General features: G+C 69.9%; 20 protein-coding genes and 1 pseudogene. 12 read left to right on the forward strand and 9 right to left on the reverse strand.

The genetic code is table 11. The features are described from left to right. Positions 1-20 precede the first annotated feature (20 nt). The 4 genes from EJG53_RS40125 to EJG53_RS40140 all read right to left on the reverse strand — a co-directional run bounded on the left by EJG53_RS40125 (position 21) and on the right by EJG53_RS40140 (position 4782). Complete coding sequence (locus tag EJG53_RS40125) at positions 21-761, reverse strand: GNAT family N-acetyltransferase (protein WP_125049912.1); 741 nt, start codon at positions 759-761, stop codon at positions 21-23. A 193-nt stretch (positions 762-954) separates the two neighbouring features. Next, positions 955-2487, reverse strand: a complete 1533-nt coding sequence (locus tag EJG53_RS40130) for an amino acid permease (protein ID WP_125049010.1) — start codon at positions 2485-2487, stop codon at positions 955-957. Between the two features lie 2 nt (positions 2488-2489). Further along, positions 2490-3776 carry a TolB family protein gene (locus EJG53_RS40135; protein WP_167515256.1) on the reverse strand — a complete coding sequence of 429 codons (1287 nt, stop codon included), beginning with the start codon at positions 3774-3776 and terminating at the stop codon, positions 2490-2492. A 268-nt stretch (positions 3777-4044) separates the two neighbouring features. Continuing rightward, the gene (locus tag EJG53_RS40140; protein WP_125049012.1) at positions 4045-4782 is read right to left on the reverse strand and encodes an acetoacetate decarboxylase; all 738 of its coding nucleotides are present in this window, start codon (positions 4780-4782) and stop codon (positions 4045-4047) included. A 150-nt stretch (positions 4783-4932) separates the two neighbouring features. On the opposite strand from EJG53_RS40140, the gene EJG53_RS40145 reads away from it, so the two are divergent. After that, positions 4933-5805: a 3-hydroxyacyl-CoA dehydrogenase family protein gene (locus EJG53_RS40145; protein WP_125049013.1), complete on the forward strand. Its 873-nt coding sequence runs from the start codon at positions 4933-4935 to the stop codon at positions 5803-5805. Positions 5806-5870: 65 nt separating this feature from the next. Next, a complete protein-coding gene (locus tag EJG53_RS40150) occupies positions 5871-6479 on the forward strand; it encodes a TetR/AcrR family transcriptional regulator (RefSeq protein WP_125049014.1) in 609 nt (202 codons plus the stop codon). A gap of 172 nt (positions 6480-6651) precedes the next feature. Here EJG53_RS40150 and EJG53_RS40155 read toward each other — a convergent pair whose 3' ends face one another. Beyond that, entirely contained in the window at positions 6652-7020 is a 369-nt protein-coding gene (locus EJG53_RS40155) for a DUF4333 domain-containing protein (protein ID WP_125049015.1), read from the reverse strand. 218 nt (positions 7021-7238) lie between these two features. Beyond that, the gene (locus EJG53_RS40160) at positions 7239-8198 is read right to left on the reverse strand and encodes an META domain-containing protein (RefSeq protein WP_244955735.1); all 960 of its coding nucleotides are present in this window, start codon (positions 8196-8198) and stop codon (positions 7239-7241) included. A gap of 495 nt (positions 8199-8693) precedes the next feature. Between EJG53_RS40160 and EJG53_RS40165 the strand changes: the two genes are divergently transcribed. Next, entirely contained in the window at positions 8694-9428 is a 735-nt protein-coding gene (locus EJG53_RS40165) for a DUF4232 domain-containing protein (protein WP_125049017.1), read from the forward strand. A gap of 22 nt (positions 9429-9450) precedes the next feature. Here the strand turns inward: EJG53_RS40165 and EJG53_RS40170 are convergent, their stop codons facing one another. Continuing rightward, positions 9451-10092: a DUF1963 domain-containing protein gene (locus tag EJG53_RS40170; protein ID WP_125049018.1), complete on the reverse strand. Its 642-nt coding sequence runs from the start codon at positions 10090-10092 to the stop codon at positions 9451-9453. Between the two features lie 511 nt (positions 10093-10603). Here EJG53_RS40170 and EJG53_RS40175 point away from each other — a divergent pair. Continuing rightward, positions 10604-10876 (forward strand): hypothetical protein, encoded by a 273-nt coding sequence (locus EJG53_RS40175; protein ID WP_125049019.1) that lies wholly within the window; start codon positions 10604-10606, stop codon positions 10874-10876. 5 nt (positions 10877-10881) lie between these two features. Here the strand turns inward: EJG53_RS40175 and EJG53_RS40180 are convergent, their stop codons facing one another. Beyond that, positions 10882-11346, reverse strand: coding sequence for a cupin domain-containing protein (locus EJG53_RS40180; protein WP_125049020.1), 465 nt, complete (start codon positions 11344-11346; stop codon positions 10882-10884). Positions 11347-11578: 232 nt separating this feature from the next. Between EJG53_RS40180 and EJG53_RS40185 the strand changes: the two genes are divergently transcribed. From EJG53_RS40185 to EJG53_RS40215, 7 genes are all read left to right on the forward strand, one after another. Further along, positions 11579-12532, forward strand: a complete 954-nt coding sequence (locus tag EJG53_RS40185; RefSeq protein ID WP_125049021.1) for a GNAT family N-acetyltransferase — start codon at positions 11579-11581, stop codon at positions 12530-12532. A 178-nt stretch (positions 12533-12710) separates the two neighbouring features. Next, positions 12711-12998, forward strand: coding sequence for a hypothetical protein (locus EJG53_RS40190; protein ID WP_244955562.1), 288 nt, complete (start codon positions 12711-12713; stop codon positions 12996-12998). A 200-nt stretch (positions 12999-13198) separates the two neighbouring features. After that, entirely contained in the window at positions 13199-14209 is a 1011-nt protein-coding gene (locus tag EJG53_RS40195) for a metallophosphoesterase family protein (RefSeq protein WP_125049023.1), read from the forward strand. 78 nt (positions 14210-14287) lie between these two features. After that, positions 14288-14998: a DJ-1/PfpI family protein gene (locus tag EJG53_RS40200; protein WP_125049024.1), complete on the forward strand. Its 711-nt coding sequence runs from the start codon at positions 14288-14290 to the stop codon at positions 14996-14998. Between the two features lie 184 nt (positions 14999-15182). Beyond that, positions 15183-15806 (forward strand): hypothetical protein, encoded by a 624-nt coding sequence (locus EJG53_RS40205; protein WP_244955563.1) that lies wholly within the window; start codon positions 15183-15185, stop codon positions 15804-15806. 129 nt (positions 15807-15935) lie between these two features. After that, complete coding sequence (locus EJG53_RS40210) at positions 15936-16409, forward strand: MarR family winged helix-turn-helix transcriptional regulator (RefSeq protein ID WP_125049025.1); 474 nt, start codon at positions 15936-15938, stop codon at positions 16407-16409. Positions 16410-16687: 278 nt separating this feature from the next. After that, entirely contained in the window at positions 16688-18328 is a 1641-nt protein-coding gene (locus tag EJG53_RS40215) for an MFS transporter (RefSeq protein WP_244955736.1), read from the forward strand. Positions 18329-18420: 92 nt separating this feature from the next. Here the strand turns inward: EJG53_RS40215 and EJG53_RS40220 are convergent. Continuing rightward, a pseudogene (locus EJG53_RS40220) lies at positions 18421-19625 on the reverse strand (erythromycin esterase family protein). Positions 19626-19683: 58 nt separating this feature from the next. Here EJG53_RS40220 and EJG53_RS40225 point away from each other — a divergent pair. Further along, the gene (locus EJG53_RS40225; RefSeq protein WP_125049027.1) at positions 19684-20451 is read left to right on the forward strand and encodes a TioE family transcriptional regulator; all 768 of its coding nucleotides are present in this window, start codon (positions 19684-19686) and stop codon (positions 20449-20451) included. Positions 20452-20509: the final 58 nt, after the last annotated feature.

The raw sequence follows: 20509 nt of genomic DNA on the forward strand, positions 1-20509 counted from the left end.
CCGTGTTCCGCCCTGTCGGCTCAGTCCTTCAGGCCGTAGAAGCGAATCGGCGAGTTCGGCTGGAAACCGATACGCGGATACACCGGGGCCCCGGCGGCGGTCGCGTGCAGAACAGCGCGGGTCAGGCCGGTGGCCCGGGCGCCTTCGTACAGCGCCTTGCGGGTGACCGCCTCGCCGTAACCCCTGCGCTGCCACTGCGGGTCGGTGGCGACGAGAACGACGAACAGGCGGCCCTCCGCTTCGACCGTGGCGGCGCACGCGACCGGCACGTCACCTCGCATGCCCAGGTAGGCGTACACGTCGTTCTTCCAGAGCGCGGATCCGGCGAGGCCGTCGCGGCCCGCCTCCAAGGGGAAGCCGTAAGCGCGGGAGTTGATGTCCGCGTAAGCCCGCACCTGCTCCTCGGTGCGCACGCGCGTGAACGTCAGCTCGGGGTGGGCCGGTTCCGGTATGGGAAGCAGGTCCCCGGCCATGCCCGTACCGGGGAAGGCGTACTGCAGCCCCGCCTGCTCAGCCGCCGTGTCCATCGCGGAACGGGCCTCGCCGTCGAGAAGGTCCTCGAAGAGCCACAGGAAGCCCGGGTACTTCTTCGTACGCATGATGTCCGCTGCCTGGCCCAGACGGTGTCCGAGAGCCTCCGCGTCCACGCCCACATCGGTCAGGGTGACGCAGTTCCAGAATGCGAAGGGGCAATCCGCCCAACGGACGGCGATCCCCGGGAGATCACGTACGTCCGCATGCGCGTCGCGGTCGAGCACCATGGAGCGCCAGACCACGGTGAGCTGGCGCGCCGATTCGACGGACTCCGTGAGATGGTCGGTCACCGTACCCCCTGATGCGTCGAGTTCATGCAGGCACCTGAGCAGGTGGTGGACGACTCCGGTGCCGGTCGGTCAGAGGGGACTCTACTGGCGACGCGACGGCACGACGACACGGAGGCTGGACGGCGTGGGATCATCGGCCACTGCCGCCGAACTGGTCGGTTTCGGCGGGGGAGTCGGAATGGGGTACGTGGTACGACCGGCGCCCGACGCGCCACCACAGGGCAGCCATGACGAGGGCCACCGCCACGGCGACGGGGGTGTAGTTGAAGCTCGTGCCGGTGACCGGGCTGGTCTGCGGCAACAGGAACAGCACCGTGGCCGCGCCGGCCCACACCACCGCCACCCAGCCGACCGGCCGGCTCCAGCGGCCCAAGTGCCAGGGCCCCGGGGTGAACCGGTCGCGGTGGCGCAGCCGTAGCAGTACCGGGATGGCGTACGCCGGCGTGAAGCCCACGACGGAGATCGCGGTCACCGCCGAGAACGCCGTGGCGGAGTACAAGGACGGCAGCGCGAGTACGAAGGCGGCACCGACCGCGAGCCAGACGGCATGGGACGGGACGGCCGTACGCCGACTGACCTGCTGCCACCGCGCCGAACCCGGCAGGGCACCGTCCCGGGCGAAGGCGTAGATCATGCGGCTGGCGGAGGCGGTCACGGCGTAGCCGCACAGGAACTGCGCCACGATGATCACCAACAGCAGCACCTTGGCCACGGCCACCCCGAGGGCGTCCAGCAAGATCTGGGCGACCGGTACGCCGGTCGGCCCGGCCAGAGTCGTGGCGTAGTCCTGCACGGCGAACAGCAACGCGGCCAGCAGGACGCCGCCGGCCAGCCAGGACACCGCCACCGAGCGGACGATCCCACGGGCCGCGGCGACAGCGGCCCGGCTGGTCTCCTCGCTCAGGTGCGCCGAGGTGTCGTAGCCGGCCAAGGCGAACACCGGGAGCAGCATGCCCAGCAGGATCACGTAGACGGGGGAACTCCAGCCGGTGTTGTTGGTGAATTCGGAGAACACGAACCCGGCGGACTGGTGGTGAGAAGGGAGAAAGGTCAGAGCGCCGATGATGACCACGGCCCCCACCAGGTGCCACCAGGCACTCAGGGACGTCAGGACATTCATCAGCCGAGTGCCGAAAAGGTTCAGGATCGCGTGCAGCGCGAGGACGACCGCGTACAGGATCAGCAGGGAACCCGGGGCCGGCGCGTAACCGAACTGCAGGTTGGCCCAGGCGGCGGTGAATGTCGCGATGCCGTAGTCCTGGGCGGCGATCCCGCCCAGCAGGCCCAGGAGGTTGAGCCAGCCGGTGTACCAGCTCCACCGCTCGCCGCCGAGCTGGCGCGCCATGTAGTACAGACCACCGCTGGTGGGGTAGCGAGAGGTGATCTCCGCCAGGGCCGCCGCCAGGCACAGCACCAGCGGCCCGACAGCGAGCCATCCCCACATGATCACGGCGGGACCGCCGGAGTTCAGGCCGTAGCCGAACAGCAGCAAGGTCCCCGACATGATGGAAATGACCGACAGGGACGCGGAGAAATTCCCGAACGCGCCCAGACGACGCTGCAACTGCTGGGTGTAGCCCAGCGATTGGAGCGTGCGCGCGTCCTCCCCGCTGTCGTGCGGGGGTTCCGGTTGCCGGCTTCGTGCATGAGCGGGAGTACGCACCGTCAGACCGCCGGAAGCCGTCGGGCATAGACCTTGCCGCCTCCGTCGAAGACCGCGGTGGTGCCCAGCCCGTCCACGGAGAGGCTATTCGGCGTCCAGGAGATGTCTGTGCCGCCTCCGGTCATGCTGATGCGTTCGATGTGGCCGGTCCGCAGTTCCCGTCGGAAGATGTCGACGGCCTGGTTGGTGTCGCCGGGGACCAGGTTGTCGGCGCCCGAGGCGAAGTACAGCCAGCGGCTGTCGGCCGTCACGGTGCCGCGGTACGCGTCGTGGACCGTCTGGGTGCCTGGCAGGGGAGGGCCGGCTTTCGTGGTCGTCCCCTGTTGGAGGTCGCGGACGTAGAGCTCGACGTGCGAGCCGTCCACGTCGGGGCCGTTGGACTCGAAGGCCCTGAACAGGGCGTACCGTCCGCCGGGGCTCAGGGTCGCGTACGGGTGCGCGTCGCGCAGTGCCCCGTTGAGGTCGAGGGAGGCACCCTGGATGCGGCCGGTGCGCGCGTCGTACGTGAAGAACGGGAAGGTGTGGCGCGCGGGAGGGGGCTTGGAGACGGAGGCGGCGGGGACCGGTGAAGTGCCTGGCTCCGTCGGCGGTGCGGTGTCTGCCTTGCGCGGTCGTACGGCAGGGGCCTGGCCGCGGGGGAGGAGGTTGGTGGCCTTGGAGCGGAAGCCGATGGTGGTGCCGTCCGCGCTGATCACCGGGTCGGCGGACGCCTGGTCGGCCGGGCGGCCGTCCGCGCCGGCCGTGACCAGCCGGGTGGTGCCCTGCCGGCGGTCGGTGACGTGGATGTCGCGCCGGTTCGCAGTGTACGCCACATACCGGCCGTCCCCGCTGATGGCCGGGCTCTCGGCGCTCCCGGCGGTGGTGACCAGCTCGGTGTGTCCGGTCCGGCGGTCCCGTACGAAGATCTTCCAGCCGCCGTCCGCAGGCTGCCCCGGCACGACGCCGGGTGCATCGGTGCTGAACGCCACGTACCGGCCGTCGGCACTGATGGCCGCCTGACTCGTGGACCCGTCCACCTGCGATCCGTCGTCGGCGACGCTGACCCGCTCGGTGAGCCCGGTGAGCAGGTCCCGCACGAAGATGTCGTACAGGCGGTTGGTGTCGCCCGGCACCAGGTTGGACGCCATGGAGGTGAAGAGGGCGTACCGGCCGTCCGCGCTCACCCCGCGGGCTTGCGACCAGTTGTCGGGCTGGGCGCCGCCGAGGCCGAGGTCCACGTGGACGATGTCGTCCCCCTGCGGGGCGGCCTGAGCCGGTGGGACGAGCCCGGACAGCAGGGCGGCAGCCACGAACGCGCAGCTCCGGCGCGCTTGCCGCCGTCTTCTCGCGCCGCCAGACGTTCGCTTCACGAGCATCCGTCTTACGTCCGGCCGTCCCGCATGCGTCCGTCTCACCTGCATCAGTCCTCCCCTGGGGTCGGGCCTGGCCGGGCAGGCGTCCCCCTGGGCCCCGCCCGGTCGGCCAGAGTGAGCCAACCGGCGGAAGGCCCGGCTGGTCAACGACACGGGTGGGGCGCGGGTGGAATCGCGCCAACGGCCCGAGGGGACCGACCGGCGGTCAGGCGGCGAGGTAGTCGTGGACCGGCTCGGCGGGGGCGAGGGTGAGGTCGGTCAGGATGTGGCTGGCGTCGACGACCTCGCGTACGGGCAGATCGGCCAGGGGCGCCATGACGTGCTCGAAGAGCTGGAGACGGGCCGGGCCGTGCCAGGCTTCCTTCACGGTGACGTCGGTGATCTGCATACGGACCAGGTCGCAGACGCGGGGCCGGAAGTCGTAGCCCGGGACCGTCTTGACGGCGAAGGTGGGCACGGTGATCTGGCTGCGGGCCTCCTCCGGGTCGAGCGGCTGCCACTTGTAGGCCATGGTGGCGGTGGCGACGCGCTCGCTGCCGTAGTCGAGGGTTCCGACGAGGGCGCCGCGCTCGTGCCGCAGTGCGGGCTCGCCCGCGACCTTCGGGTAGGCGCTCAGTTCGCGGCCGGCGGCTGTGGCGCCGAAGGAGTCCAGGTACATGGCGTGCAGGTACTCGCCCTGCTCGGCTCCGTGACGTACCGGGATGACCTGACCGCACTCCGTGTACGGCCCGTAGCCGTCCACCTCGCCCATGCGCATGACCTCGAAGCGCACGAGGGGCTCGATGATCTCCAGCGGTTCCGGGACCACTGCGCGCAGGGCGTCCGGGTCGGTGCGGTAGACGACGTTGAAGTACTCGCGGTCGGTGAAGCGGGTGGGGCGCGGGGGGTAGAGCGGGACGGTCAGGGGGGTGGTCACGGCGGCGGTCACCTGGTCGGCGCGCATCGGGTGCTCCTTCGTGAGGGCGCGGCGGGCGCCCTCTCAGTTGCATACACGGTGTATCGGATACACACTGTATCGAGAAGTTGGGTGGTGCATCCACCCGCGTCCGGCCCCGCCGCTCTCGCGCGCCGGGGCCACGAGACAGGAGCAGTCATGAGCTTCACCCCTCCCGCCCGCCACCAGGACCGGCCGGTCGCCGTCATCGGCGCGGGCACGCTCGGCCGCCGTATCGCCTTGATGTTCGCCACCCGGGGCGGCCTGGTCCGGATCTACGACCCCGCCGCCGAAGCGGGCGAAGCGGCCCGCGCCTATGTGGCCCGCGAACTGCCCGAGGTGGTGAAGACGATCGACGGCGGCCGTCCCGGCACCGTCGAGGCCGTGACCGACCTGGCACCCGCCCTCGCGGACGCCTGGCTGGTCATCGAGGCCGTACCGGAGCGCCTGGACCTGAAGCGGCGCATCTTCGCCGACCTGGACGCGCTCGCCGAGCCGGACGCCGTCCTGGCCAGCAATTCCTCGTCCTACGCGACGAGCCACCTCGTCGACAGCGTGCGCACCCCCGAGCGCCTGCTGAACCTGCACTTCTACATGCCGCCCCGGCAGAACGCCGCCGACGTGATGTCTTGCGGCCGCACCGATCCCGCCGCCATCGCGCTGCTGCTGAAGGTGCTGCCCGACTACGGCATTCACCCGTTCGAGGCCCGCCGGGAGAGCACCGGCTTCATCTTCAACCGTGTCTGGGCCGCCATGAAGCGGGAAAGCCTCGCGGTGGTCGCCGAAGGCGTCTCCACCCCGGCGGACATCGACCGCATGTGGCAGGTCAACACGGGCGCCGCGGCCGGACCGTTCCGCCTGATGGACGCCATCGGCCTGGACGTCGTCCTGGACATCGAGAACCACTACGCCGCCGAACGCCCCGGGCTGCCCGAAGGCCCCCGTGAGCTGCTGCGGAAGTACGTGGACGCCAACCGCCTCGGCGTCAAGACCGGTGCCGGCTTCTACGACGACTACCAGCGGCAGGGCTGACGGCAGGCCCGGAACGGGCGGGCACGTACCCTTCGGGAGGAACCATCACCTGCAGGGAGCGGTACGTGCCCAAGTCACCCACCAAACGCCGGCCGGCCACGGTCGCCGCACTCACCGACAGCGCGCTCGCGCTCTTCGCCGAGCGCGGCTTCCACGCCACGTCGATCAGTGACATCGTCCAGCAGGCCGGACTGACCCGAGGCGCCTTCTACTCGAACTTCCGGGACAAGGAAGAACTCTTCCTGGCCCTGTACGACACGCACACCGACCGGCTCCTGTCCCAACTACGTGACCAGGTCGAGACCTTCGCGGACGACGCCGACCCGGTGGCGCGCGTCTTCGACCTCCTGGCCACGCACGACGCGCAGGAGCGCTCCTGGTTCCTGGTCTCCATGGAATTCACGCTGCACGCGGCGCGCCACCCGGACATCGCGCGGACCCTCGCCGACCATGAAGAGCGCCTCAACACCGGCCTGGCCGAGATCCTGGGCCGCTGCCTCGCATCCTCCGGGCACGCCCCCGACGTGTCCGCCACCGCCCTCGCCCGCCTGGTCGTGGCGCTCTACGAGGGCCTCACCGCCATGCGCGTCACCCACACGATCGCCGACGCCGACCCCACCCCCTTGGCCCGCCGGGCCCTGCCCCACCTCGTCCGAGCCCTCGGGACGCCGTAGATCCCTGGGCGCCGCAGGAGCACCTGGAAAGCCCGGATGGCCCGGAGGTGTCATACCTCCGGGCCATCCGGCTTTCGAGGCAGCGCGCCGCGGTGCGGTCCGCGGCGGATGAGCCGGCCGCCGCGTCCTGCCGCCTGTCGCCCGCTGCCCCAGCTCTGTGACCGACGGGCCGTTACTTCTTCTCGCCCGCCTCGCCCTTCGGGCTCTTGTCGAGGATGGCGAAGTCGACCGTCACCTGGTCATCCTTCACCTCGGTGACGGAAATCGTCATCGACTTCGGCCGGCCCTTGTAAACGGCGGTGCACTGCACGCTCGCCGCCTCCTTCGCCCGCAGTCCGCCCGGGCAGCTCACCGAATCCGGCTTCTCGTCGCGGAAGGGGTGGCCCTTGGCGTTCTCCTCCACGTCCGCGCGCGACACCTCGTGCCCGTCCCCGCTTGCGGTGAGGACCGCCCCGCCGTTGCTCGTGTTCAGACTCAGGGCGATGCCGCCACCTGCCGCCAGTACGACGATCACGGCCAAGGCGATGATGATGCGTTTCATGCGGTGTTCCCCGAATCTCGTTCCGGCCGGTTCCGCCCGGCTGTTCTTCCTCACCCGTCCGCCCGGACGAGGCAGCGGAGTGCTGAGCACCGGACGAACGTCAGCTTTGAAGAGCACGCTGGCGTTCCGCTAACGGACGGCTAACGCGGCGTGGCGGCGCACGCTCGCGGTGATTCCGGTTCCGGTTGCGCTTCCGGTCCGTCGGTCGTCGGCCGCCGCTATTTGCGGGGGAGGGCATGGAAGCGGAAGCCGGTTTCCATCGCGGGGAACGCCAGGTCGTCGGTCAAGGAAAAACTGGGCATTCCCGGTTCCGCCCAGTATGTGTAATTCAGTGACTTCCGCAACGTTGCCAGTACGCTCCCTTCCTCCTCCATGATTTTCTTGTCGCAGCCGCGGTGCGAGGTGAGGGCCACGTCGTGGAAGAAGACATGCACACCGGAGAACGTCGCCCGGGCGGTGAAGTCGTTGCAGCCGAGTTTGCCGCTCACCTCGCCGTTCTTGTGGAAATCGAAGTACAGCCGGTCGCCGGCGGCGAACTCCGGGCCTTGACTGTCGTAAACCGTGGCGACGCCGAGTTGCCACCGGGTCGTGAAGAAGGCGTCGCTCCTGGCCTGCACGAGCGTGATGTCGTCACCCTGCTCGTTCTTGAGGTGCAGTTGCACCTCGCCTTGCCCGGTGTGCCGCTCCGAAGACAGCGAGAGATTTCCGCGGAGCACCCTTTGCACCTCCTTCTCGAAGTGCGTCAGATTCAGCCGGTCGGATCCGCTGTGCGGAGCGCACGGTCCGGAACCGGCCGACGGAGGGGCCGGCGTCACGGAGGGAGCGGGCCGGAGGGCCAGCTTCTGACCCAGCGTGAGCCGGGTGGCCGACACCTCGGCCTTCAGGCGGAACGGCGTACATCCGTAGTCACCCGAGGCGGTACCGTCGCCGTGCAGCGCGATCCACGCACGCGCCTCGGACGGCAGGTACACTTCCTGGCCGCCGAACCTGACCCCCCGAAACCGCCAGACGCCTTCCGCCAGGAGCCCGTCCGCGCCGGCCGGTCGCTGCGACGCGGGGAACGCGGGCGCCGTGAGGTCCCCCGGGGCGCCGTCACCCTCCACCCCGCTGCTGCATGCGGTGAGGCTGAGGAGCGCCGCCAGTGTGGCGGCAGGGACGAGAGTCAATCTTCGGGACATCTTCACCCCTGTCGAGACGCTCAGCCGACATGTCCGGTTCCGACCCCACTCGTGTCCCTGCCCGACCGCCCGAAAGGTCCCACGGCGCCACCATCAGCCTGGTGGCGCCGAAGCTCACCGCCACCAGCGGGACAGTGACCCGGAAGGCGACCGGGACCGCATGCGGGGCGGCGGAAGGGCCGCCGTACGCGGCGTTGCCGAGGGACACGCTTCCCAGGACCGCCACCCCGAGCGTGGCTCCGAGCTGCTGTACGGCGACGGACGCAGATCGGGAATTCCTCCCGTCGGGAGGGCTTTCCGTTGCGGGTTTCCACGCGGCCGCCTGTCGTGAGCCCTGCTCGCGGACGTTGTTGTGACTCCGGGCACGCCAACTCGACGCGGTACAGAGGGCGTTAGTCACGTGTTAGCGGAGTGGCAGCTTCACGCCAGGGGGCCTGGACAGAGTGGGTGACGTACCGAGGAGTCAACGGCATCGACTGACCTGGGGGACCCGAAATGAGCACGAAGCCGAGCACGGAGACAAGCGCGAGCGCGGTCCGCACCGCCCGTCGTCGCACGCTGCGCGTTGCTGCCGCCGCCCTGACCGCGGCAGCGGGTCTGACCTTGACGGCCTGCTCGGGGGCGGACGCCACCGGGACCAAGGCATCGGGGCAGGCGGGTACGGATAGGGGTACGGCCGCCGCAGGGTCCGGCCGTTCCGGTTCTGCCACCGGTGAGCAGGGCGTCGGCGGCAAGACGGAAGGCGCGGGCAAGCAGCCGGGCAGTGAGAACACCGACCGGGGCGGCAAGGCGGGCGGCTCGGGTGTCCAGCGCTGCCGCACCTCCGGCCTCAAGGCGGCCTTCGCCACCGGCGAGGACGCGGCCCCGGACCCGAACGCGGACGGGGGCACGACCACCAGCATCGTGCTGACCAACACCAGCGGCCGCACCTGCAAGATCGGCGGCTTCGCCGGGGTGGACCTCAAGCCGGACGCGGGCGGTCGGGGCTGGTCCCTGGCCCGCTCGTCCGCCAAGCACGGTTCGATCGTCCTGGGACCTGGCGACAGCACCGACTTCACGATCAACCTCGGAATGGCCAAGGAGAACGCGGAAGGCTCCTGGAAGCCCGCCACCGTGGCCGTCACCCCGCCCAACGAGACCACCGCGTTGACCCTGAAGTGGCCCTGGGGCCCGCTCGTCCACCAGGACGGCGCCACTCACCCGGCCACCTTCGTCAACCCCATCGGCTGACCGCCGCCGGCAACGTCGCGACTCAGCACTGCCACAGGAACGACGCCTGGTTGCACGGCTCGCAGACGAACGCATAGGCACGGCCGACGCCACCGAAGTTCATGGCCGTGTTGTGATCCGGGCCTTCCTCCAACTGGACCAGGAACGGCATCGTGCGGGCGCAGGAGGGGCAGGACGGAGTCTCGTCCGACTGAATCCAGGAGGGCTGCCCTCCCAGTTGCCCCAGTACGGACGACTCGGAACGTTCAGCCTCCGCTGCCCATGCGTCGAGGGCCATTTCGTAGTCATCCTCGGGCCGGCGCTCCAGCGCGATGGCCCGGACCTCGCCAAGCGTGAGCAGTGCTTCCTCGACGCCCTCGGGCCGGGCCAGGGGCTCAAGGCCGTCCGGCGGGAAGAGCAGGGCCCGGTTCCCTCCGGACTCCGGGTCCCAGTCGTCGCACATGCCCGGGTCGTTCTGGCACGCGAACAAGGCAAGGACTTTTCTCCCGCCTTCCTCGTCCCCTGCCTCGCGGTCGTACAGGATCTGGGCCAGGAACTGCATCGGGCCGCCACATGATGCGCAAAGTGGCCATGCGGTGCCGACCGGGGCCAGGGGCACTCCGCCCGTACGGGACAGCAGTGCATCCGGTGCGGAAGAGCCGGCTTCGATCATGAGAGTCGTCATGTCTGGGACTCTAAGGTACCCATCGGCGACGCTTTTGCTGGGGATCCGTGCGGCGCTTCGGGGCGCGGGTAGTGGTGCGCGCAACCATAAAGAATGAAGCTTGTTTCTTTAGCGGTGCGTGGCGTCGATGGCGCGCGGGGCCGGGGGAACTCCTCGCTTGTTTCCGGGTGGTGGCTGGTCCCGGGAGGGGCGAATGCGGTCTGCTCGGCCGGCGGGGGTAGCTTCCTCAACTCCTCGGTGGGGGAGGGAAAGTAACGCGTTAATTTAGCTGCGGGAGTCTGTCTATGCTGCGATCCGGCCCGGGTAGGGAACCCGGCGTCGATCAGGTTTCTTCGTAGAAGTGAGGGCAGTCGTCGTGGCACGTCTCCGTAAGATCGCAGCCAGTACCCCTTTCGTTGGTGCCGCAGCGCTCCTTCTCGCCACTCCCGCCGCCGCGAGCGCCGCGACGGAGCCCCACAAGGTTCCGTGGTCCACCGCGTACGGCACGGCAACCGCTGCCGGGCAGCACTGGGTGGACAGCACCGGATCCACCAGCGCTCCCTTCGGTACGGTGCACGTCGAAGGTGACCTGAAGAACACCGGCTCCGACTGCTACTCGCTGTGGGTGCGGTGGAACACCGACCTGGTCGTCGGTCCGCCCCGTAAGCATGTCTCCCAGTGCGGCAGCGGTGCTGCCAAGGTGAAAATCAGCGCGGCGTACATGCCTACGACCGTTGCCTATGTCGCGATATGCCGTGGCACGAAGGACACCAAGGATTGCAATGAATGGAAGAACGCCTACTGATGCGTTCAGGAGGGTGGCGGGTTGTCGAGAAGCGCCGTTCCGTAGTGCCCGAGGAGGTCGGTGTGCTCGGTGTCGCTGCGCGCGGCGGCGGGACCGATCGCGTGGAAGTATCCCTCGATGGCACCGGGATTGTTGATGACGAGGACGTCGGCGGCCGGTGTGATGGTCTGGAACGTGTGCGGGGTGAATCGGGGGACGAAGATGTAGGCGCCCGGCTCGGCCTCGTGCACGTCGCACTCGGCGAGTGAAGGGGAGCCGACCCAGTACCGCACGCGGCCGGACAGGACGACGAAGCTCTCGTCCTCCCGGCTGTGGGAGTGCAGGGGTGGTGCGTCTTCGGGGTGCACGGTCAGCCTCATGACGGTGACCGCGCCGCCCGTCTCGGCGTTGGACACGACCTGCTCGATCACGCTCTTGTAGTAGCGGAAATTCTCGCCGTCGCCTGGATTGCGTACGAGGGCAATGCTCATCATGTCCTCCTGCCGGCGAGCGGCGGTCCTCGGGGGACGGTCGGCTCGCCGAGGGTAAGGCGCGTTTTGGTTGTTGGTTCAACCATTGCGGGTGCGGAGGGGGTACGCCAGGCGCCGGGACACCTTGGCTCGTTCTCGCGCCTCCTGGTCGGCATTGCCGTCCTGGCGTGGACGCCGGGCGGCAACGCGTAAATCCATGGCGGCCGTTCGCCCGGCGTCGGAGAATCGGCGCATGGCCTCGTCCCTCACCCCGCCGCCCGGCCTGACCGTACGCCCGGCGACGCTCGACGACGCGGCGGCGGTGTGCGCGCTGCTCAACGAGATCGACCTGCTGGAGATCGGCCGCGCCGACACCGACCTGAGTGAGGTGCAGGCAGATCTCAAGCACCCCGAAGCGGACCTGGAGCACGACTCCTGGCTGATGTACGACGCCGGGCGGCTGATCGCGTACGGCCTGCTGTGGGACGAGTCCGGCGGCGAGCGCATCGACATGGACCACTACGTCCTGCCCGGCAGGCTGCCGGGCGCCCTGCACCTGTACGACCTGATGGAGGCGCGGGCCGTACAGCGGGCGGCCGCCAACGGAGCGGCGCGCGCGGTCATCCACCTGCACCTCAACACCGCGCCCACCATGGACCTCGACGCGCTCCGTCGACGGGGCTGGCGTACGGTGCGCCGCTACAACGTACTGACCCGGGCCCTGTCCACCGCCACCGACCGGCCTCCGGACCCGCCGCCCGGCGTGACCTTGCGCCCCTGCCGCACCGAGACCGACCGCCGGTGCGCCCACGCGCTGCTCCAGGAGACGTTCGCCGGCCACTTCGACTTCCAGCCCCGGACGTACGCGCAGTGGCTGGACGACATCGACGCCGATCGCGCGGACTGGTCACTGATATGGATCGCGCGGGTGGACGGCCTCGGCGACGCCGCGGTGCTACGCACCCATGACGCCCGCGCTTCGATGGCCTGGATCGCACACCTCGGTGTCCTGGAGCGGGCCCGTGGCCAGGGACTCGGCAGCCATCTTCTCCGCCACGCCTTCGGTCACTACGCGGAGCTGGGCCGGCACCTCATAGGTCTCGGCGTCGACACCGACAACAGCAGCGGTGCGCTCGCCCTCTACGAACGGCACGGCATGGTTCTCGACTTCGCCGTCGACACCTGGGAGCTGGTCCGCTCCACCTGAGCGGGGTTGCCTTGACCGGCGGCTGAGCTGTGGTGGGTGTGAGGAGCTGCGGTGCAAGGGGAACTGCGGTCAGGTGTGTGACGTCGATGTCAGCATGCGAAGAAGTGTGGGTGCAACTGCGGCCGGAACCGGGGATGGGGCCGGGGCCGGCTGCCTGTTGGCCTTTCTGGGGGCCTGTGTGGGATTCGGCGTGTGGCTGCCCGGGGCCCGCGCCGGTCTCGGTGGAGGGTTCGAGGGGGAGCGGGACTGGAGCCTGTTGTATGTCGAGCTGCCGGTGATGGTGCTCGGTGTCCCGGCGCTCACGCTTGTGAGCTGGGCGTTGGTCCGGGCGGCGATGGGTGGCCGGGGTGGACGCTGGGCTCGGGTGGCGGTGTCTGCGGGGACCGCGGTGGCCGCGCTCGTGGTCCTGGGGCTGGCCTGCCTGGCCTGGTGGGCGGCCCGTGACGCCGGTCGTACGCCGATCTGACCGGAGGCAGAGGCAGGAGATGCGGCAGTGCTTGTGAAGGGCCGGCGCACGTTGGGACAGGCGCCAGTCAGGGCAGGCGGCACAAGTTCATGCCCCGCACACCTGAAGGTCCGATGCCCGTAGGCCGGAGTGCACCCCTTGCCGTGATCTTCACCAACGACAGGGGACACCCCGTACAACTCGCGCATTCGGAGCCGCACATGGACCGCAGAGCCCTTCTCGCCGTGGGCGGTGGTGCCGCCCTGGCGGCCGCCGCCAGTGTTCCGCAGGCATACGCCACTCCGCTCGGAGGTCCCGGCCGGGGCACCGCCGTACGGTTCAACGTCATCAGTGACATCCAGGGGGACCTGCGCGACTTCGGCCGGGCCCTGGACGACATGGCGGCCGTCAACCCGCACAGCGCCGGTCTCGCCGTCGCGGGCGACATCACGCCGCGCGGTTACGACGCCGAGTACGCGCAGGTCAGCGCCGAACTGGCGCGCCACTCGCACCCGCGCGAGGTGGCCTGGGCGATCGGCAACCACGAATTCTACGTGCCGAAGTGGCGCGACCCCGGCACCTTGTCCCAGGACACCTGGCCCAACAACACCACCGAGGACTCCCTCTTCCGCAGCTTTCACCGCTTCGCCCGGCGCGGCACGGTCCACGCGGAAACCTCCTTCGGCGGCATTCCCGTGCTGACCCTCGGCACCGAGCGGTACGCGCACTACCACGACCCGAAGCTCTGGGACGAGGTCTGGATCAGCGACGCGCAGTTCACCTGGCTGGAGGAGCGCCTGTGGCACTGGTCGCGCCGCCGCAAGCCGGTCATGGTGATCACCCACCACCCCCTGCCCAACACGGTCTCCGGCACCCGCAACAAGCTCTACGCGAGCGACTACCTCCAGGCCGACCGCCTCCTGGGCCTGCTCGGCCGCCACCCGGACGTCTTCCTCTTCAGCGGCCACACCCACTGGGACCTGGAGCTGTCCGACTGGGTGGTGCGCCGGGTCGTCCCCGGTACGGCGAACCTGAGCGGGTTCACGGTGGTCAACACCGGCGCCATTCAGACCGGTTACCGGGACGACGGCAAGGGCGGCGAAGTCTCCGTCGGAGGGACCTTCAACCAGGGACTCCAGGTCGAGGTGCGCCGCGACGCGGTCGTCATCAAGGCCCGCGACTTCGCCCGCCGGACCTGGCTGAAGGAGATCACGGTGCCGCTGACGCGTTGAGGGGGTGTCACGCCCGACCGTTCCCAACTTGCAGCCAAGCTGTTAGCCTGGCTGCAAGTTCTTCGAGGAGGGTCGGCCATGACATCCGAACGTCGTGCTCTTGAGATCGCCATCCTGGTGTGCCCCGGTTACATGCCGGTCGACATCATCGGGTTCCACACCGCCTTCGGCCTGCTGCCGGACGTGAACCTGCACCTCGTCTGGAAGAACCTGGACGAGATCGCCGGCATGCCGTACTTCCCCACCCGCGCGACAACCACCTTCGAGGACTGCCCCGCGGACCTCGACGTCCTGTACGCCGGTGCCGTGCCGCCGGAGATCTTCGAGGACGAGGACGTGCTCGCCTTCCTCGCCGACCGGGGCAGCCGAGCCACCTGGGTGGCCGGAGTGTGTGCCGGGTCGCTGCTGCTGGGCGCGGCGGGCCTGCTGCTCGGGTACCGAGCGACGACCAACTTCCAGTTGCACGACAACCTCGCGCACTACGGCGCCGTACCGGCGCGCGGCAACGTCGTGGAGGACCGCAACCGGATCACGGCCGGCCCTGCGACCGGAAGCTTCGAGATCGGGCTGCGGCTCCTCCAGGCATTCTTCGGCGACGACGTCGCACGGAAGTCGGAACTCATGATGGAGTACGCGCCCCGGCCGCTGTTCGGCGTGGGCACCCCGGAGCTGGCCGGACCCGAACTCACCGAACAGGTCCTCGCCAGGAGTGACGGCATGGGCGCCGTCTACGCGCAGGTCGCGGAGCGGGCGGCCCGGCGGCTCGGCGTCCACGCGGAAACGGCGTAGGTGATGGGGTAGCGCGTAGGCCGGGGCGTGGCGGGGAGGGGGAGGCGGACGAAGGGGTGGTGCGATGCTGGTGCTCTCTTGGAGTCCGCGCCGGAGAGTGCAGTCCGCCCGTTTCGCTGCCCCCGGAGTGCCCGGTACGGCAAGGTCGTACCACCGCCCCGGCCCTGCGGCAGGGCGGGCCGGGGTGGACGAGGGTGAGGAGCGCGCGGTGGAAGAGAGCTGGACGGCCGACGAGTACGGGGCATCGCACGAGGGGACGGTCAAGGTACTCCTGGACGACGGCAGTACCGCCGAACCCGTGTACTTCGACGTGGGTTCCGGAGGCTACGTACCGAGCTCCAGTCACTGGAGCATCTACGACGGCCGGAGCGCGAGGACGCCGCGCGCGTCCGCGTTCCGTGCCGCGTGTGCCTGTGGCTGGGTGGGGGCCAGTCATGTCCTGGACTGGGGCAAGGTCGGCGACCAGCCGTTCCACACGGCCGCCGCGGCGGACGCGGACCGGTGCATGACGGACTGGGACCGGCACATCATGGAGGTGGGCGAGTCGACCGTCCCGGTGCCCGAACGGATCGCCGAGCTGCTGGAGACGCTGGAGGCGGAGGTCGAGCGGTACACCGAGGAGTCCCCGGTGGGGGCCGTCAAGATCGCCCGCCGGATGGAGATCTCGGCGGCCAACCTGGGCTACTGGGCGGCCCGCAAGGCCCGTGGCGCGATGTCCCCGGAGGAGGTGGGCACGGCTCTCGGGCTGAGCACCCGCCAGGCCGCGAGCCTGCTGGCCCGCTTCGGCCGGTGGAGTCCGTACGTCTGAGCCTGCGGGCCGTGAGCCGTGAGCCGTGGGTCGCGGGCCTCGGGGTGTCCGTCGTTGCGTCCGGGGTCCTCGGTCCGTCGCGGGAGTGCGGTTTGACTTAGGTATGAAGTCATACCTAAAGTGATCCGTATGACCGCCTCCCGTGCGTCCGGCCAGGACACCCACCGCATCGCCTCCGGGCTCGCGGCCGTCCTGCCCGCACTGCACCGGGCTCTCGACCGGCGGATCGTCCAGGACCTCCCGTTCCCCAGGCTTCCCGAGAGCCAGATCGCGCTGCTGCGGCACGTCGCCGAACACGACGGTGTCACCGTGCGCGCGGCAGCCGACGCGCTGCTCGTCAAGCCCAACAACGTGAGCGCCCTGGTCACCCAGTTGGCTGCCCAGGGGCTCCTGGAGCGCAGGCAGGACGCGGCCGACAAGCGGGTCGCGCACCTGCATCTGACGGCAAAGGCCCGGCGCCAGGTCGCCGAGGTCGACCAACTGGTGGACGGCTATCTCGTCGAGGCGCTGCACGCCCTCACCGACGGGGATCTCGACGCCATCGGGTCCGCTCTCGGCGCCCTCCAGGGGCTGGCGCAGGGGATTCACCCTGCCGCGGACTGACTGTCCGGACTGACAACCCGGGCTGACCGGACTGGCAAGCCGCGGGCTGATCCGGGCCGGCAACCCGGGTTGGTCCGGGTCGGCTGTCCGGGCTGACGGCCCGTCGGCGGCCGGCGGCGATGCCGTGCTGCCGGTCCTGCCGTGGCTCCGGCCGTGCCGTGTCCCACGCGCCGTCGACAGTCCGCACCCGTCACCCGTACGCGCCTGCACTCCCGTACAACTACCTTTCCGAAATTCCCCCTTCGAAGAAGCAAGGCACCTCCATGTCCTCTTCCGTCATGGGCCACTCACCCCTGCCCACCCACGCTTCGCCGGAACCGGCCCGGGGCCGCCGCGGTCACCCCTGGCTGACGCTCGTCGCGGTCGCCTTCGGCCTGTTCATGGTCGGTCTGGACGGTTCGGTCGTCTCGATCGCGAATCCGGAGATCGGCCGGGACCTGCACGCCTCCACCGCCGACCTGCAATGGGTCACCAACTCCTACCTGTTGGCCCTGGCCGCGGCGCTGATCCTCGGCGGCAAGCTCGGTGACCGGTTCGGCCGGCGGACCTACTACCTGATCGGTGTGGCCGGTTTCGCCCTGGCGTCCGTCGCCATCGGCCTGGCCGGCTCGATCGAGGGCGTCATCGCCTTCCGCGCGGTGCAGGGCTTCTTCGGCGCGCTGCTGATGCCCAACACGCTGGGCCTGCTGCGCGCGGTCTTCCCGCCGAAGAAGTTCGGTATGGCGGTGGGTATTTGGGCGATGGTGTCGTCCGTTTCCACGGCGCTCGGTCCGATCGTCGGCGGTCTGCTCGTCGAGCACGTCAACTGGGAGTCCGTCTTCTACATCAACGCCCCCATCGGCGTCGTGGCCCTGGTGTTCAGCGTGTTCGTCCTGCCGCAGAGCAAGAGCACAACCGGCCGGCAGCGCTTCGACATCCCGGGAGTTATCCTCCTCGCGCTCGGTCTGCTCCTCGTCGTCTTCGGCGTCGTCAAGGGGGAGACGTGGGGGTGGGGCGCCGGCTCCACCCTCGGCGTGCTCGCGGCGGGCGTGGTCGTCCTGCTGGGGTTCGGCTGGTACGAGACGCGCCTCGGGCGCCCGGCCCCGGCCTCCTCGACCGCCCCGGACTCCGGGAACGGCCCGGCCGCGGAGCAGCGCGGGCACCCCATCCTGCCGATGCGGCTGTTCCGCAGCCCGGCGCTGACCATCGGTACGATCATCACCGCCGTCAACTTCTTCGTCCTGCTCGGCGTGATCTTCTTCGTCATGCTCTACCTGCAGAACGTACGCGGCTTCACGCCCGTCGAAGCCGGTGTCCGTACTCTCCCGCTGAGCCTGGCCTCCGTGGTCGCCTCGCCGCTGGGGGCGAAGCTCACCGAGCGGTTCACCGCCCGGCTGTCCTTGCCGTTGGGCATGGTGCTGCAAGCGGGCGCCTCCTTCGGCATCCTCGGCTGGGGGGTGCACTCCTCGTACACCGCCATGTGGCCGCCGTTCATCGCGCTCGGTCTCGGTGTGGGCATAGTGATGGCCGCCTCCTCCGACGCGATCGTCGGCAACGCGCCGGTCAGTGACGCGGGGGTGGCCGGGGGGCTGCAGGCCACCGCGCTGCAGGTCGGCGGCGCGCTGGGCACGTCCGTGCTGATGTCCCTGATCAGCGGCAGGGTCGGTGCCACCCTGACGGACGAGCTGACCTCGGCCGGTGTTCCCGCTTCCGTCGCCGCGCGGATGCACGAGGCCAAGGACGCGGTCGCGATGGGTGTGTCGCCGGTCGGTGACGGTATGCCGCAGCAGTTGAAGTCCGCGGTCGTCGAGGGGAGTGGCCAGGCATTCATCAACGGTGTGCATGCCGCGGCCCTCGTCACCGGAGTGCTGTGCGTGATCGGCGCGGTGCTTGCCGCAGTCGGCGTCCGACGCGATCCGCAGGCCCCCGCCAGGCACTGAGAACAGCGGACCGGCCCGGCCGGGGTGTGCCTGTGCAAGGCAGGCGCCCCGGCCGGGCCGTTGTGACGTTGGTGGGATGGGCGGCGGATCCCTTATGTCTGCGGAACGTCCTTGATGAACACGAGCCCGTCGATGTCTGTCAGGTGGGCCGGATCGAGCGGGGCGTAGCCGAACCAGGGAGAGACGCGGGCCGCGGGCGGTGTGTCACCGAGGGCGGTGGCCAGCCGGGGAGCGTCTACGACGAAGCGGTCCTCCGGGAGCGCGTACAGAAGCCCTTCGACGGTGTCCACTGGCGGTGCGTCCACCCCACGGTGCCAGATCGTGCCGAGAGCCGTGGCCAGGACGGCGTACTCCTCGCCCAGGCGGGCGTTCACGATCGCACCGGCGCCCCACCACTCCAGCAGGGGGTGGTCCCACATGCGCATCGAGCTCTTGCGCCGCTGGAGATGGGCGTTCTGGGCGTGGACCAGGGTCGGGCCCCGGTCGGCGAGGGCGAGGAGGTTGTCGGCCATCATCTGGTCCCGTATGCCCAACAGGTGTGTCATACGACTCGGTGACGTGTCGGCCATCCAGAAGTGGTAGCGGAGCAGGCCGGTGGCGGTCCGCGCGTACAGGCACGCCCGGTCCCAGGCGTCCCGTGAGGTGGCCGCGATCAGGTGTGGTGTGTGGGCGTGCAGCAGCGTCTCCAGGTCGTCGGCGAGCAGCCGCAGTTCCCTGGCCTCGGCCGACCGGCCCACGGACTGCGAGGGGTCCGTCATCACAGCGGGATCGGTCCACCGTTCGTCGGTGCCGATCAGGCGGTCGAGGGTGTCCGCGGTGCAGGGGAGCAGGCCCGGGTCCACCCAGGTGGCGAGGTAGCCGTGGAGGGCGGTGAGGACCTGCCGGGGGCTCGCGGCGTGGGTGATCTCCAGCGGACCGTCGAAACCGGCGAAGCGCACCTGCCCGGACACCGGCCGGCCGTCGTTGTACGCCCGTGCCCACCGTACGAGTTCACGGTTGGCCGCGGACGCGCCGAACCCGTGGCTGAAGCCGCGTTCCATGACGTCGTCGAGCGTGCCGGTGCCCGTGGTGACGTAATCGTCCACGATCAGGCCCGCCAGGCAGTCGCTCTCGATCGCGACGGTGCGGTACCCCTCCTCTTCCACGAGCTGCTGGAAGAGGTCATTGCGCAGGTCGAGCAGGGTGTCCTCCCGTGGGTGGGCTCGCCCAGGGCGAGCAGCCGCGGCCGGGCCGGGAGCAGCCGCAGGACGGCGGCGGCTTCGACGGCGTGGACGGTGTCCTTGATGTCGGTTGCCATGCCTTCAACGGTATCGTTGAACCTTCGGTGGAAACTTTTGCTCTCTCACGGCGGGAAAATGGGTAAGAACCTTCAAAACAAGGAGCGGCTCAGGCCGATCGACCTGGCCCGCGGGCACGGCCTCTCCACGCAGGCCGTCAGGAATTACGAGGAGGACGGCATCCTCCCGGCCGCGGACCGCACACCGCACGGCTACCGCACCTACACACCCCTGCACGCGCAGGCCCTCCGCGCCTTCCTCACCCTGATGCCCGGCCACGGCCACCAAGTGGCGGCGTCGATCCTGCGGGCGGTGAACCAGGGCGAAGCCGACGAGGCGTTCCGCCTCATCGACGAGAGCCACGCCCAGCTCCTCGAAGACCGGCGCACCCTCCAGGCCGTCGAGAGCGCCATCCGCGACCTGACGCGCAACTCGACACCCGAGGCGGACACGGCAGCCGAGGTGGGCCCGATGTCCACACCCGACGCGGCGTCGGAGACCGGCAGTATCTTCATCGGGCCGTTGGCAGAGAAGCTGGGGATCCGGCCCGCGACGCTCCGCAAGTGGGAGAACGCCGGACTGGTACGCCCGCGCCGCGACCAGCTCACCGGCTACCGCGTCTACGACGCCTCCGACGTACGGGACGCCCGCCTGGTCCACCAGCTCAGGCGCGGCGGATACCTGCTGGAACAGATCGCCCCGCTGATGGACCAGGTACGGGCGGCAGGCGGGCTGGAGCCGTTGGAAGGCGCCCTGAGTGACTGGCAGAGGCGCCTGTCCGCCCGGGCCCGCGCGATGCTGACCGGGGCTGCGGAGTTGGAGGCGTACCTGCGCGAACGCGGGTGAACGGCCGGGCAGGACCGACGGCCGGACCGCGAACTGCCTGGCCTGCCTGAACTGCCTG

Origin of the sequence: Streptomyces chrestomyceticus JCM 4735, assembly GCF_003865135.1 — a bacterium.
Taxonomy (GTDB): Bacteria; Actinomycetota; Actinomycetes; order Streptomycetales; family Streptomycetaceae; genus Streptomyces; species Streptomyces chrestomyceticus.